At 68.3% G+C, this 13929-nt stretch carries 10 protein-coding genes; all 10 read right to left on the bottom strand.

Annotated features, from left to right (window positions below; all coding sequences use genetic code 11):
* Positions 1-143: 143 nt before the first annotated feature.
* Complete coding sequence (locus tag ACFOMF_RS15620) at positions 144-1817, bottom strand: ShlB/FhaC/HecB family hemolysin secretion/activation protein (RefSeq protein ID WP_386366553.1); 1674 nt, start codon at positions 1815-1817, stop codon at positions 144-146.
* Complete coding sequence (locus ACFOMF_RS15615) at positions 1814-2107, bottom strand: hypothetical protein (RefSeq protein ID WP_386366552.1); 294 nt, start codon at positions 2105-2107, stop codon at positions 1814-1816. The genes ACFOMF_RS15620 and ACFOMF_RS15615 overlap by 4 nt, the downstream gene beginning before the upstream one ends.
* A 409-nt stretch (positions 2108-2516) precedes the next feature.
* On the bottom strand, positions 2517-3299 hold the full coding sequence (locus tag ACFOMF_RS15610; protein WP_386366550.1) for an ABC transporter ATP-binding protein: 783 nt from the start codon (positions 3297-3299) through the stop codon (positions 2517-2519).
* Positions 3296-4363, bottom strand: a complete 1068-nt coding sequence (locus ACFOMF_RS15605; RefSeq protein ID WP_386366548.1) for a FecCD family ABC transporter permease — start codon at positions 4361-4363, stop codon at positions 3296-3298. The genes ACFOMF_RS15610 and ACFOMF_RS15605 overlap by 4 nt, the downstream gene beginning before the upstream one ends.
* Positions 4364-4409: 46 nt before the next feature.
* Positions 4410-5588, bottom strand: a complete 1179-nt coding sequence (locus ACFOMF_RS15600) for an ABC transporter substrate-binding protein (protein WP_386366546.1) — start codon at positions 5586-5588, stop codon at positions 4410-4412.
* Between the two features lie 406 nt (positions 5589-5994).
* Positions 5995-6867, bottom strand: a complete 873-nt coding sequence (locus ACFOMF_RS15595; protein ID WP_386366544.1) for a tungsten ABC transporter permease — start codon at positions 6865-6867, stop codon at positions 5995-5997.
* Positions 6868-6898: 31 nt separating this feature from the next.
* Positions 6899-9127 (bottom strand): TonB-dependent receptor domain-containing protein, encoded by a 2229-nt coding sequence (locus ACFOMF_RS15590; RefSeq protein ID WP_386366542.1) that lies wholly within the window; start codon positions 9125-9127, stop codon positions 6899-6901.
* 57 nt (positions 9128-9184) lie between these two features.
* Positions 9185-10543: a di-heme oxidoreductase family protein gene (locus ACFOMF_RS15585; protein WP_386366540.1), complete on the bottom strand. Its 1359-nt coding sequence runs from the start codon at positions 10541-10543 to the stop codon at positions 9185-9187.
* Positions 10540-11847 carry an ABC transporter substrate-binding protein gene (locus ACFOMF_RS15580; RefSeq protein WP_386366538.1) on the bottom strand — a complete coding sequence of 436 codons (1308 nt, stop codon included), beginning with the start codon at positions 11845-11847 and terminating at the stop codon, positions 10540-10542. The genes ACFOMF_RS15585 and ACFOMF_RS15580 overlap by 4 nt, the downstream gene beginning before the upstream one ends.
* 15 nt (positions 11848-11862) lie before the next feature.
* Positions 11863-13854 (bottom strand): TonB-dependent receptor plug domain-containing protein, encoded by a 1992-nt coding sequence (locus tag ACFOMF_RS15575; protein ID WP_386366536.1) that lies wholly within the window; start codon positions 13852-13854, stop codon positions 11863-11865.
* Between the last annotated feature and the right edge of the window lie 75 nt (positions 13855-13929).

The following is a 13929-nucleotide window of genomic DNA, read 5'->3' as shown; positions in this document are numbered from 1 at the left end:
CGGGCCTCGTGTTGGCTGGGCTCTCTTGGTGTTGGCTTGGTGTTGGCTGGTTTTTTCGGTGCTGGTCGTTTCGGTCGCTTCGTTTGTCCGTGAGCGGGGTTCGCGGGCATGGCCCGCTCCTTACAGGCTCCTCCCACGGGCGCCTAGAACAGCCAGGCGGCCGATACCCAGAGCCTGGGTGCCTTGTGCGCGTCGCTCTCGGGGGCGGCATTGCCCAGGCGCCAGGCGGCGCTGGCGTCGAGCCGCCAGTGCGGGCTGGCCCAGGCGGCGCCGATGCCGGCGGCGCTGAGGCGGCGGTGGTTGTCGCCGTCGTCCCAGGGGTCCTTGCTGACGCGGATGCGGCCGTGGTCGGCGAAGGTGGACAGCTGCCAGTTCGGCGTGAGGGCGTAGCGCAGCTCCAGGTTGCCGAGCCAGCCCTCGTCGCCCTGGGCCTCGCCCTGGGGGTAGGCGCGCACGCCGTAGGCGCCGCCCAGGCCGAACTTCTCCGAGCCGTCCAGGTTGCCGTCGGCCCACTGGCCGCGCAGGCGCAGGAGCAGGCTGAAGCGGTCGGTCAGGCGCTGCAGGCGGACCAGGGTCGGGCGCAGTACGTCGAAGTCGCCCTCGGTGCGCGCGGTGAGATCGTCGATGGCGCGGTCGTACGGGCTGCGCAGGGACAGGTCGCCGTGGCTCCAGCCCAGGGAAAAACTGGTGAGGCCGCCGCCGAACAGGTCGTCGCGGGCGTTGCCTTCCAGGGCGAGGGTGACGACCTCCGAACGCTTGCGGCTTTCGGTGTCGAACAGGTCGATCTCGTCCTTCAGGCGCTTGTTGTCGTATTGCAGGCGGGCGTTGAGCCAGAACGGGCGGCTGACGACCAGCGGCTGGTTGACGAAGACGCTGGCGGTGTGCGCGGTGCCGTAGGCGTCCAGGTCCTGGAAGTCCTTGCCCAGCTCGTACTCCATGTAGGAATAGCTGGCGCCCAGGCTGGTACCCCAGGGGCCCAGCGGCAACTGGTAGCTGGCCAGGTAGTAGTACTGCTCCTCGCGGGTGCCCAGCAGGCGCAGGTCCAGCCGATCGCCGAGGGCCAGCGGGCTGTTGATGCCGAGGCTGGCGCCCAGGCGGTCGGCGCCGGTGAAGCGGTTGCCGCCATTGTCGTATTCCAGGCTGCCAGTCAGCAGCGGCGTTGGCTCCAGGCCCACCAGCAGGTTGGTGGCACCGGTCTCGTCGCCGGGGCGCAGGGTGGCGCGGGTGGTGGCGCCGGCACGTTCGTCGAGCAGCAACAGGGCGCGCTCCAGGGCTGCGGCACGTACCGGGTCGCCGGGCTCCAGGCGTCGCAGCGGAGCCAGGGCGAAGTGGTGCAGACGGGCATCCTGCTTGTCCACGTCGATGCGCCCGTAGCGGCCTTCGAGGATGGCGATCTCCACCAGGCCGTCGCGGATGGTCTGCGCCGGGACGTAGGCGCGCGCCAGCGGATAACCCTGGGCGCGGTAGTGGCGGGTGATGCGCGCAGCGGCGTTCTCCAGGTCGCCCAGGCCGAGTTCCTGGCCGCGCAGGTCGGCCAGCAGCGCCAGCAGCTCGTCGCCGGGCAGGCTGTGGTTGCCGCTTAGGGTGAAGCCCTCGACCTGCACGGCGGGGCCGCCGGACGGGGCGCTTTGCTCGGCGGCGCCGTCGTCCGGCAGTTGCAGGTCCAGGGTGCGCTCCGAGGGCAGCGGCGGGGGCCGTTGCAGGTCGCGCAGGGACTGGCCGGCGTCCGGGGCGGTCTGTGCGCTGGCGGGCGAGGCGAGGCCGATCAGGGCGGTGGCGAGGACCGAAAGGGAAAATGCTCCGACTGCTTTTTTCATTGACGATGTTCCTTGGCCGTTGGCTGGCAATCCTGGGGGGACTGCTGGCAAAGCTCGGGTGGCAGCGGCATGCCGCCGTCTATCACTTGGTAGGGTTGGTCGGGCTCGGGCTGCATCCGGGCGACCCTGTCGCTCAAGGTCCTGGCCAGCTCCTGCTGTTGGATATCCCGGAGCAGTTGCCCGCTGGTGGGGGGCTGCTGCGCGTGCTGCCCCGGGTCGTCCTGCGCCTGCGCGGGGCCTGTGCCGAGCGCGGCGAGAATCAGCGCAAGGGCGCCTGTTGTGGTCTTCATGGTCGATTCGCTCCAAGTTGCTTGGTCCGCCATACCGGATACGGCTCTGGCTCCGGTCCGTGCGTCCACCGATGTGCTTCGCACGATGACAATTGCCCGTGGGCATTGTTTTGTTATTTATCCATCTACATAGGGCAAGCCATATGCCATTACGGCCAAGGCAAGCAGGTGTCGCGAGGAATTGACTATTTATGTAAATAAGTAATTGTTTTTAAGTGAATAAAAATGGCCGTCGGATTGGCCTGCCGGACAGGCGTTGCGTGGGGTGTGTTTTTTATGTAGTCGAATAGCTACAAAAACGTGACGGCAGGCAGGCCGTGTCGCAAAGGCGACAAAGGCTCGTTCGCTTTCAATGCGGGGTGAGTTGCAGCTCGTCCGGTCCGGCCGTCAGGGTTCGCGGGGCCCCGCTTCAGCCGGCGGGTACGAAGGCGCTGCGGCCTGCGGGTGAGCGAAGGATTTCCACTTCCACCCGGTAGAGGCGGCGGATCGCATCCGCTGTCAGCACCTCGGTCGGCGTGCCGTCGGCCACTATGCGGCCTTCCTGCAGCAGGGCGACGCGGCTGGCGCAGGCCAGTGCGTGGTCCGGGTGGTGGGTGGTCTTGAGGATGCCGTAGCCGTCGGCGGCGAGGCGTTCGAGGCATCCCAGCAGGCGCATCTGGTGGCCGAAGTCGAGGCCGCTCACCGGTTCGTCCATGATCAGGATGCCCGCGCCCTGGGCCAGTGCGCGGGCGATCAGGGTCAATTGGCGTTCGCCGCCGGACAGTTCGGTGTAGGGGCGCCCGGCCAGCGCGCCGATGCCAAGCTGGGCTATCGCCGCTTCCACCGCTTCGCGGTCGGCTGCGCCGGGTGCGGCGAAGGGGCCGTGGTGAGGCAGACGGCCGAGACCGACCACCTCGCGTACGCTGTAGGGAAACGGCGCCACGTGGGCCTGCGGCACATAGGCGATGCGCCGGGCCAGGGCGCGTCGCGACAGTGTGGCGAGCGGTGTGCCATCCAGGCTGACGGTGCCGCCGTGGGGCCTCAGCAGGCCGAGCAGGCAGCGCAGCAGGGTGGTCTTGCCGGCGCCGTTGGCGCCGAGCAGAGCAAGGATTTCGCCGGGCGCCAGGGCCAGGTCGACGCCGTCGAGTATCCTGCGCTGGGCGCGGCGCAGCAGCAGTCCGTGGCCGCGCAGGACGCCCTGGCCCCGCGTCATCGTCCCCACCCGTTGCGCGCCCGGTGCAGCACCAGCAGGAATACCGGGATGCCGAGCAGCTCGGTGACGATGCCGATGGGGATTTCGCTGCCGGTCAGGCTGCGTGCGAGCAGGTCGGCGGCCAGCAGGAAACTCGCCCCGAGCAGTGCCGAGGCGGGCAGCAGCAGGGCATGGCCGGGGCCGCAGAGCAGCCTGGCGACATGCGGCACGATCAGCCCGACCCAGCCGATCATGCCGGCCAGCGAGACGGTCAACGCGCCGAGCAGGGTGGCGCAGCCGATCACCATGTAGCGCACCGTGCCGACCGGTACGCCGAGGCTGCGCGCCTCGTCGTCGCCCATCGCCAGGGCGTCCAGCCAGCGTCCGGCGGCGCACAGCGCGACAATCGCCAGGCCCATGGGCAGCGATACCCAGAGAACGTCGCGGATATGCACGGAGGCCAGGCTTCCCATCAGCCAGATGATGATCGCCGGCAGCTCGTTGTAGGGGTCGGCGACGTACTTGACGAGCGACAGCAGGGCGGCGAACAGCGCGCCGGAGACGATGCCGCCGAGGATCAGCATGATCAGCGAACCCTGGCCGAAGGTACGGGCGATCGTCACGGCGATCGCCACCGCGGCCAGGCCGCAGGCGAAGGCGCTGACCTGCACCAGCAGCCAGCTGCCGCCGAGCAGCATGCCGGCGGCGGCGCCGAACGCGGCGCCGGAAAGCACGCCGAGCAGGTTGGGCGACACCAGCGGGTTGCGGAACACACCCTGGAAGGCGGCGCCGGACACGGCCAGGGCGGCACCCACCAGGATCGCGGCGAGCACCCGCGGCAGGCGGATTTCCACCAGCAGGTTGTACAGCAGGTCATGGCGCTCGGGATCGAGCGAGGGTGCGCCTGCGGCGCTGGCGAAAAAGCGCAGCACATCCGTCGCGTTCAGCGGGTAGCGGCCCGAGGCGAGGGCGACCAGGGTCACGGCGCCAAGCAGCAGGGCGAGCGCCGGCAGCAGCGCGAATGCACCGCGGCGCGGCGCGGCGGCGGTGTGCGTGGGAGACGGTTGGGCGAGAGGACGGGTCATCCGGATATCCAGGCGAGAGGGCGAGGCGTCGGCGGGGCGGCGAAGCTCATCGATGCGAATGCTGGTCGCCGGGCAGCGCCACCCGGGTCGCAAGCAGGCTGTCGAGATCGTCCTCGCCCGGCGTCACGCCGAAGAACAGCCGGTAGAATTCCCGAGTCGTTCGCCGTGGATGGAACTGGAAGCGCTGCGGGTGGAATTCCCCGGCGAGCCATCGGATGCCCAGGGCGCGCATGAATGACGGCGGCCGATCCAGCCAGTTGAGCGGAGTGCGCGGCACCGTCAGTATCTTGCCTTCGCGCACCGCTCTGACGTTGCGCCAGGCGCCTCCTGCCTTGTCGAGGCGGGAGAGAAAGACGGGGTCCTGTACCACGATGAACTCGGGGTCATAGGCCAGTACCTGCTCCAGGCTGACTTTTTCCATGCCCATGACCGAGCTCGGCGCGCAGCGATGCACGTTATGGCCGCCCGCCAGGGCGATGGGTTCGACATGGAAGGAGTTGTGACACTCGGTGGCCAGCCCGTCCGGCCCCTGGGCGTAATACACGCGGGGCCGCTGGGCTTCGGGGACCGCGTCCACGGCCAGCGCTACCTCCTCCAGGGCCTTGCGTATCTCATTGGCCAGCGCCGCCGCGCGTGCCTGGCGGCCGAGCAGTTCGCCGAGCATCTCGAAGGCGGCGGGCCACTGCGCGAGGTTGTCCAGGTCGATGAAGAACACGGGCACGCCGGTTTTCTCGAACTGGCGAATCACCTGCTCCACATCGCTGGAGCCGATGGTCTCGCCGCTCCAGGCCAGGGCCACGTCGGGGCGCAATTGCAGCACCGTTTCGGAATTGAGCGCGCGGCCGTGGCCAAGCACGCTGCCGACCAGTGGCAGCTCCTGCAGGGACGCCGGCAGATAGCGCTCGTCACCGGGGCGCAATGGCAGATTGAGGCCGACGAGCTTTTCCGGGGCCAGGCTGTACAGCAGGGCGGCCAAGGGCGGTGAGGTACTCAACACCCGTTCGATATTCTCGGGAACCTCGATCTGGCGTCCGATCATGTCGGTGACTTGGCGAGCCGATGCGGCCAGGGGCGACAGTAGCGCGGCGACCCCCAGGCAAAGGGCGAACAGGTGCGGGAAGGCCAGACGATCGGAATGGCCGTTTCGGGGCGCCAGCGTGTTGCCCGGACGGCGGCGGGTGCCCGTTGACGTGGAATGTTCGTGGCAGTGGGGTGGCAGGCTCATGCTGGTGCTCCGGTTGGGTCGATGAGGGTCGCTACCTGTGGTGACCGATCAGCAAGCACAGTGCCATCGTGCAAGGATCCACCCGGATGGAACGGCAAAGGAAAGCCGCGTTCGTGCGCATGGCTTGCCTGGCCTGGGGCCGACTCCTGCAGGTGCTGGCCGGGTGATTGTTTTTTCTGGTGTCATGGCTATAAATCGTTCGCTACATCTGAATTATCAAGGTTGGATTGCCGACATTATTATGTAGCAATGCCTATAACGATGTTGCAAAGGTGACACCGGTGCCTGGCGTGCATGTGGGTGGGTCGGGCGGTTGGGTCGAGCCTCGCTCGTTGGACTTCGCGGGGGTTCGGCCCAACGAGCCGACGCGCCGATGAGGGGCGGGGTAGGCTGCCGGCGGTTGCGCTCAGTGCCCGCCGGCCAGCGCCGGAGGCGCATCGGACAGGCCGTAGATCCAGGTGCCGCCGGCTTCGGCGTTGGCGGCGGCCAGGTCGCGCTGACCGGCCTCGGACAGCAGGTGATCCACCAGGCGTCGGGCCTGCTCACGGGCTTCGGCGGTGGCCGGGTGTCGTGGTCCAGGCTCCAGCGCGACGTAGGCGCGGCGCATACGGGGATCACCCGACAGCAGCGTCGTCATGCCGTCGCCGGCCAGCCGGCCACGCGCAACCGGGATGGCCCCGGTCACCACGTAGGCGTGCTGGCGCGAGGCCTGGACGAGGATGTCGTGGCGGTTGCGGGTCTCGTCGAGGCGCACCCAGTCACTCGAAGCCCGGACGCCTGCAGCCGACCACAGCCGCTGAACGATTTCGTGACTGCCGGGGTCGGCGAAGGCGACGAAGGCCGCCCCGGAGTCGGCGATGCGGCGCAGCGCTTCTGCGGCATCGCCCAGGCCACGAATGCCGGCTGGATCGTCGGCGGGGCCGACGATGACGTGCTCGTTGAAACCCCATACCCGCATTCGCCCGCCGTGGCCAGCCGCCTGCAAGGCGAAGGTTTCGCTGCCGCCGTGGATCAGCAGCAAGTCGGCCTCCCCCTGCGCGAAGGCGGGCACGACGCTGGCCTTCGGTGCGACGCTGGCCCAGACGAGGGGGATGCCCGTGGACTTTTCCAGGCGGTGCCTGAGGGGTTCGCCGACGCCGCTGAGCTCGATGCCACCGACCACGGCCAGGCGCAGCGGCTCGGTGGCCTGTGCCAGGGACGTGGCGAGCAGCAGGAGCAGGCCGGTGGCGAGTAGCGCCAGAGGACGTAGGCCGCCCGGTTGGCTGGAAGTCTGTAACATTTCGGTCTCCATGCTCTCGCGGCCGGGGTTGTCAGAATTCGAAGGTCAGCGTGCCCAGCAGGCTGCGCGGCGCGCCGGGATAGAAGCTGCTGCCGTTGCTGGTCTCGTTGGCGTTGTTGAAGCCGATGTAGCGTTCGTCGAAGAGGTTGATCACCGCCAGGCTGGCTTGCGCGGTGCCCCAGGGCGTCGGGGCGCGGTAGCTGAGGTTCAGGTTGACCAGGGTGTAGGCGTCCATCGTCTGGGTGTGCTCGACATTCGCGTAGCGCTTGCCCATGTATTGCGCCACGGGCGAGAGACTGAGGCTGCCTCGGGTCCAAGTGGCGCCCAGGGTGGCGATGTGGGACGGCACGTCGGGCAGTTGCCGTCCGCGGATTTCAAGGAGGGTATTTGCGCCGGTGCGCAGGTCCTCGGCGAACTCGGCGCGCAGCCAGGTGAGGTTGCCGAACAGTTCCAGGTCGTCGCGCAGTCGCCAGCCGCTGGCTAGAGTCAGGCCGAAGCGCCTAGCCTTGCCGATGTTCTGGGTATAGGCGGCGCCGTAGGCGGGGTCGTAGAGGGACACCCCCTTGTTGTCATAGCGGGTATAGAACAGCAGCGGCTCCAGGTATCCCCGGCCGAGACTCAGGCGCAGACCCATATCGAGGCTGTCGGCGATTTCCATCTCGCTGTCGTTCCACAGTTGCTGCTTGGGCAGGCCATTGATCACTGGCGTCTGGAAGGCGTCGAACCCTGGGCTGCCCAGGTTGCGTCCGGCGGAGAAGCGGAACTCGACTCTGTCGTTCAGCGGGTAGGCCAGGCCGAGGTAGGGCGCCACTTCTTCGATGGCCGTACGCCTTACGCTACGCGCCGCGACGATGCCTGGCGATTGCTCCAGCGCGTCCTCGTAGGACAGGTCGCCCACGCCGGTGCTGTCGTGATAGTCGATGCTCGGGAGGATGTCCTTCACGTAGCGCAGACCGCCCTTGACTCGCAGTCGGCCTATGTTGCGCTCGGCGACTGCGAACAGGTTGTGCAGGTCATGGCGCCGCGTCACATCGGCCAGCAGCGCCCAGTTGGCGAAGGTCAGGCCGCCGTTCGCATCCGGCCGGTACTGCTTCCAGGCGGTCGGCGGGCCGGGCGGCTCCATCGACACCCAGCCGTAGCCGAGGGTCAGGCGTGTCTCGGCGAGGCGTGTATGCAGTTCGGTGGTGACGCCATAGGTGCTGTGGTCGATCAGCCATTGACGGACGAAATTGCCATTCGGATACAGGTACTCGCCCTTCTCTTCGCTCCAGAAGGGCTTGATCGTCAGGTGGGTGTCGTCGTTGAACCGATAGCCGATCTGCGACAGGACCGCCGTGGTCTCGAAGGATTGCCGGTTGTAGCCCTGCCAGTTCGCCCATTGCGCGGCTGTGCTGCCGGTGGGCGAGGGGTCGTAGTCGATCCGCCGGTAGAGCGAAGTGTCCTTGGATTGCTCGTAGGTCAGGCCCCTGTAATTGTCGGCGTCCATCTCGTTGCGGGCGACGAACAATTTGAAGTCGACTGCGCCGAGGGCCTGGGTCAAGCCGATGGCGAAGGTTTCCTTCCGATCGGGAGAATCACCGCTGCCCCGCCATTTCTCCGCTTGGGTACTGGAGCCGGACAGGAAGAAGGCCGTGTCGCTGGGCAATAAGCCGCTGTCGAAGCGTGCGAAGCGGCGGCTGAAGCTGTTCGATCCCAGGCCGAAGGAGACCGTGCCGCCCATGTCCGCCTTCGGCCAGAGCAGGCGGGTGTCCAGTTGGCCAGCGGTGTCGTAGAGCGAGAAGCGGTCCGGCGCAATGGCGCCCTGGGCCAGTGAAACGCTCGCGATGTTTTCGGCGTCGAGCAGGAACAGGTAGCCCGGACCAGCGCCCGGGCCATTGAGCGGGATGCCCTCTACCGTGCCGTTGGCGCCGTGGGTGGTTCGTTCGCCACGCACCCGCAGGCCCTTGTTGCCGCCCTGCTGGTTGACCAGGCCCCAGGCATCGATGCTCGGTGCCTGCACGCCCGGCAGGGTCCAGACCATGGCGTAGGGATTGCTACTGCCCTTGGCGCCGAACCGCTCGATAGCCCTGGCATCGAGCGTATGGACGGTGGCCGGTGTCTCGGTCTCGAGAAGGTAGCCCGCAACGGGACGCTCGCCTTCGACGATCATCAGCGGCAGTTCTTCTTCGGCCTGTGCGCGGAGGCTGCCAAGGGCGATGAGCAGAAGGGTAGCAGAGGGGCGAAGGCGCCAGCGGGGGCCAGCGGGTGAATGAAGGGGCATGGGCTCTCCTTGTGGAGCGTGGTTTTAGGTTGGCCTGGTTTCTTGTCCGTAGGGGGGTCACAACGAGTCGAGAAAGGCATGCAGATCGCCACGTTCGGCTTTCTGCAGCGCGGCATAGCGATCCCGTGCCGCCTGCGCCTCGCCGCCATGCCAGAGAATGGCTTCGGCCAGGCTGCGGGCGCGGCCGTCGTGGAGAAAACCGGCGGCGTTCCCGGCCTGTACCTGGCCGAGTCCCCATAGCGGCGCGGTGCGCCAGTCGCGCGGGCCGGCCAGGTGGTCCGGGCGGCCGTCTGCCAGGCCCTCGCCCATGTCGTGCAGCAGCAGGTCGGTATAGGGTTCGATCTGGCGGTCGCGCAGCAGCGGGTAGGCGGCGTCCGCGGCGGTGCGCAACTGCGGCCGATGGCAGGCGGCGCAGCCCAGGGCGTGGAAGTGGCGTTCGCCGCGCCGCACGCCAGGCGAGTCGGGATCGCGCCTGGCCGGTGGCTCCAGGTGCGCCAGGTAGAAGGCAATGGCCTCCAACTGGGCCTCGCTCAGTTCCGGGTCGCCGCCAGCGGGCGCCTCTTGGCAAGCCGTCTGGGCAGGTGTGCAGGGTTGCGCCGGATAGGCCCGCGAGGTCAGGCCCAGGTCGCCGGCCATGGCCGCGGCGATCTGGTCGAGCAGGCCAGCGCTGTTGCTCTTGAAGCCGAAGCGGCCGGCCTCCAGACGGCCGCTGCTGGCGTTCCAGACCCGGTTCACCCGGCCCTGCACGCCATCCGCTCCCGGCTGCGCCGCCATTGCCTCCAGGTCGGTGGTCGCCACGGCATCCAGCAGGCCGAGCCCGAGCATCGCCGGGCCGACACGTGGCGAGGTCAGCACGCCATCCAGCGGACCGTAGGCGAGTTCGCGAAACTCGAGCCGGGGCTTGCGCAATTCGACGGTCTCGCCGTCGGCGAAGGTGAAGGTGCTCGTCTGCCAGTGCAGCGCCGCCCGGCCTTCGCCCGGCACGCCGGGAATCCCCGTTTCGTTGAGCTGGTCGCCGTAGACCGGATGCGGGCGGGGCGCGCCATGGTCGCCGGCGCCGGGCACGGAGAGCCGTACCAGCATTTCGCGCATGCGTTCCCCGGGTGAATCCGGCGCCCGGCCGCGGCCGTTGCCCGAATGGCAGGAGCTGCAGGCGGGGCGGTTGTACAGCGGGCCGAGTCCGTCGATGTCGGTATCCCGCGACGGCGCCACCACCCAGACCTGGCGGAACAGGCTGCGTCCGTCGGCGAAGCGCTGGCGTTGTGCCGGGTCCAGCCCGGACATCGGGCGGTCGAGCGCCTGGCGCGCCACGGCCTTGGCGGCGACCAGGGCGTGTTCGATCTTGCTGTCGTTCTCCGTGGCCGAGGCCATGCCACTCGTCAGCAGCAGCCCGCCCAGCAGCAGGGCGGATTTCATGCGCTGGCCATCCCCGCCATCAGTGCGGCGGCCTGGCGCTGCCGCTGCGCCACCTGCCGGGCCCATTCGCGCTGCTGATCGTCGGCTGCCCGGGATGTACCTTGCGCCTCGCTGCGCCAGGCGGCGAGCAGGGCCGGGTCGCTGGCCTGGCGCGCGTCGATCGGCGGCGTGCCGAGCAACTGGCGGACCGCTTCCAGGCGACGACCTTCGCGGCGTTCCCGGGCATGCAGGTCCGCCCACAGCTGGCGAAGCTCGGCATGCCGGCTCACCAGCAGTTGTTCGAACACCGCCGCCAACAGCCCGAGGCGGCCGCTCGCCGGATCGGGCCGATAGGCATAGGCGCCGGCCGCTGCGGCGCGGAACGGATCATGGTAGCCGGCCGGCAGGGCGGTATAGACGGAGGGGCGTACCGGCAGCTTGCGGATGCCCGGGTCGGCCAGCAGCTTCTGTCCCGTTGCCGACAGCACGAAGGCGACGAAGGCTTCGGCCGCCTCCGGCTCCCGCGTGCCGGCGGTGATTGCGACGTGGCCGGGATTGAGCCCGCCGTGGGCCGGATAGATGAATTCCAGCGGCGCGCCGCCGGCGATCGCCGAGGCGACGAAAAAGTCGATGGACAGGCCGACCGCCGCCCGTCCGCCGCCCACCTCGTCGCTGACGAAGGTCGAGCCGCGTTCGATCAGGTAGGACAGCCCGGCGATTTCGCTCCACAGTGCCCAGCCGCGTTCCCAGCCATGGGCCTGCAGGACGATGTCCACCATCACCGGGGCGAAGCCGACCCGGCTCGGCACCGGCAGGGCGATGCGTCCGGCCAGGCGCGGGTCGGCCAGGTCCGGCCAGTCGGCCGGCTTATCCATGCCCAGTTCGGCGAGCTGGTGTGGATCGATGGCGAAGCCGTAGCCGGCGATCTCGGTGGCCAGGTAATGGAGGTTCGGTCCGGCCAGGGGGAGGGCGCCGACGTGCTCGGGCAGGCCGGCGCGGTCGACCGTCAGCGGCCGCCAGGCGCCGGCCTGGCGCAAGGTCTCGAAGGTGCGCGGCGAGGCCGCCCAGTAGACATCCACGCCACCCTGCCCGGGCTGCGAAAGCTGCTCGAGTGCGTCGTGCGGGCGGCGCCAGACCAGGTTGATCCGGTACTGCGGATAAAGGCGCTCGAAGGCGGCCTCGAAGGCGGCGATGACCGGTTCCGGATAGCTGCTGAGGATCACCAGTTCGCGCGGCGTGCCGGCCAGCAGCGGGCGCGTGACACAGGCGAGGCCGAGGCCGGCCAGGCCGCCGAGCAGGCGTCGGCGATTCATGTCGAGAGGCATGGCGAGTGCTCCGGATCAGAAGGTCAGGTTGGCCTGGACGAGGAAGGTGCGGCCCGGCTCGGGGTAGCCCTCGCTGTAGGCGTATTCGCGGTCGAACAGGTTGTGCACGCTGGTGCTCAGGCTGAGCCCGCCAGCGAAGTGGTAGCTGCCCTTGAGGCGGTAGACGGCGAAACCGTCCGCCACCTGCACGCCGTCGCTTGAGCTGTAGCGGCGCGAGGCGGCATCGGCGCTCAGCAGCAGCTCCCAGGGACCAAAGGTCCGGCCCAGGCTGGCGAAGGCCTTGTGCCGGGGCGTGTCGGTCAGCCGTACGCTGTCGTCGGAGCGGTTCTGCCGGTCCAGGTAGAGGTAGTTGAAGGCGATGTCCCAGCCCTGGAACTGGCCGTCCAGCACCAGCTCCAGGCCGTTGACCCGCGCCTGGTCGACGTTCTGCATCTGCGAGCACGGCGGGCTGGAGCAGCGCGAGTCGTCGATCCGCACCGATTGCAGCAGGTCGTCGATATGGCTGCGGAACACGGCCATATCCATTTGCCAGCCGGCGCCCAGGGCCCGGCTATGGCCCACTTCGAAGTGGGTGGCGTGTTCGGATTTCAGCCCGGGGTTGGGCACTGCCGTACCCATGCGGTAGGAGTAGCGATCCTTGATGGTGGCGAAGCGGCTCTTGCGGGCCACGCTGAGCCGCCACTGGCTGTCCGCATCCGGCCGGTAGAACAGGCCGAGCTGGCCGTTGTTGCTGTGGTTGCGCCCGCCGTCCTCGTCCACCAGGCCGGTGGAGACGGTGTAGTTCTGCGCCTTGCGGCCATCGCGGCGGTCATGGCCGAAACCGGCCACCAAAGTCAGGCTGTCGCTCAGCTCGCGGCTGTACTCGGCGGCCAGCGACTGGGTGCGGTCCTCGAAGCGCTGCCAGGGCTCGCCGGCGTCGTGCTCGCGGTGCACGTCCTCCTTGTAGTGGTAGGCCAGGCGCAGCAGGTCGCGCGAGGTCATCTGCCACTGGTCTTCCAGGCTCAGGCCGTTGCTGTAGTCGTCGTACCAGCTGCGGAAGGCGCGCGGGGTGTTCTGGGTGCTGTAGCTGGCATCGTCGTAGGCGAACAGCGAGTTCTCGTAGGTGTCGTGGTAGGCGCGGAATCTCAGTCGGTGGTCGCCCAGGCCGGTGCTGCTGCCCAGGTAGAAGCTGGTTTTGTCCCAGGTCGGCCACTGCCAGTAGCGGCTGCTGCTCAGGCGGCCGGCATAGGGCGGATTGCCCTTTTCGCCTTCCTGGCGCACGTAGCCGAGCATGTACTCGTCGCTGTCGTTGGGCGTCAGGCCCAGCTTGAAGGACGCCTTCTGGTCGGTCCGGTAGCTGTTGTGGCGGCGGCCCTCGGCCTGGTAGGGCGCCGTGTCGAAGCCGCCGGGCAGACGGAAATGGTCCTCGTCCAGGTAGGACAGGCCGGCCTGCAGGTACCAGTTGCCCTGGTTGCTGCCCAGGTTGGCGTAGGTCCGCCAGGCGTTGCGTTCACCATGATCGGTGAAGGACAGGCCCCCGCCGACCTCGCCCTCGAAGGCCCGCTGCGGTTTGCGGGTGATCAGGTTGATCGCGCCGCCCAGGGTGTTCGGCCCGTAGATCATGGAGCTGAAGCCCTTGGCCACTTCGACACGCTCCAGATCGAAAGTGGTGAAGCGGCCGAGGTCCGCGTAGCCATCGTAGGGCACGTAGATAGGAATACCGTCGATAAAGATGGGGACCTGGCGCAAATCGAAACCGCGCACCCGGACCATCTCTTCGTTGCGTGCGCCACCGCGACTGAGGGTCACGCCCGGGAGCAACTCGAGCGCCGTGCCGAGGGTTTCGCGGTCATGGGCTCTGATCTCTTCACGATTGATGGCGTGGGTTCCGCCGAGGCTGTCTTGGCCGCGACTGTCCACGACTACGACAGTGCCGAGATCAGTGGCCGAGGTCGTCCGGGCTTGGGCCAGCATTGGCAGGAACAGGGCGCCCGTGGTGAGCAGGATGAGGGTAGGGTAGGCTGGCATTGAAGCGCTCCATGTTTTTTGTGTATTCATATGAATATACAAAAACTGAAGCATGGGTTGTGCCATTTTGTCCGT

Source organism: Stutzerimonas tarimensis (assembly GCF_042648805.1).
Classification (GTDB): Bacteria; Pseudomonadota; Gammaproteobacteria; order Pseudomonadales; family Pseudomonadaceae; genus Azomonas; species Azomonas tarimensis.
Note: the sequence above shows the minus strand (reverse complement) of the source record. Positions and strands in the feature narration are given on the sequence as shown.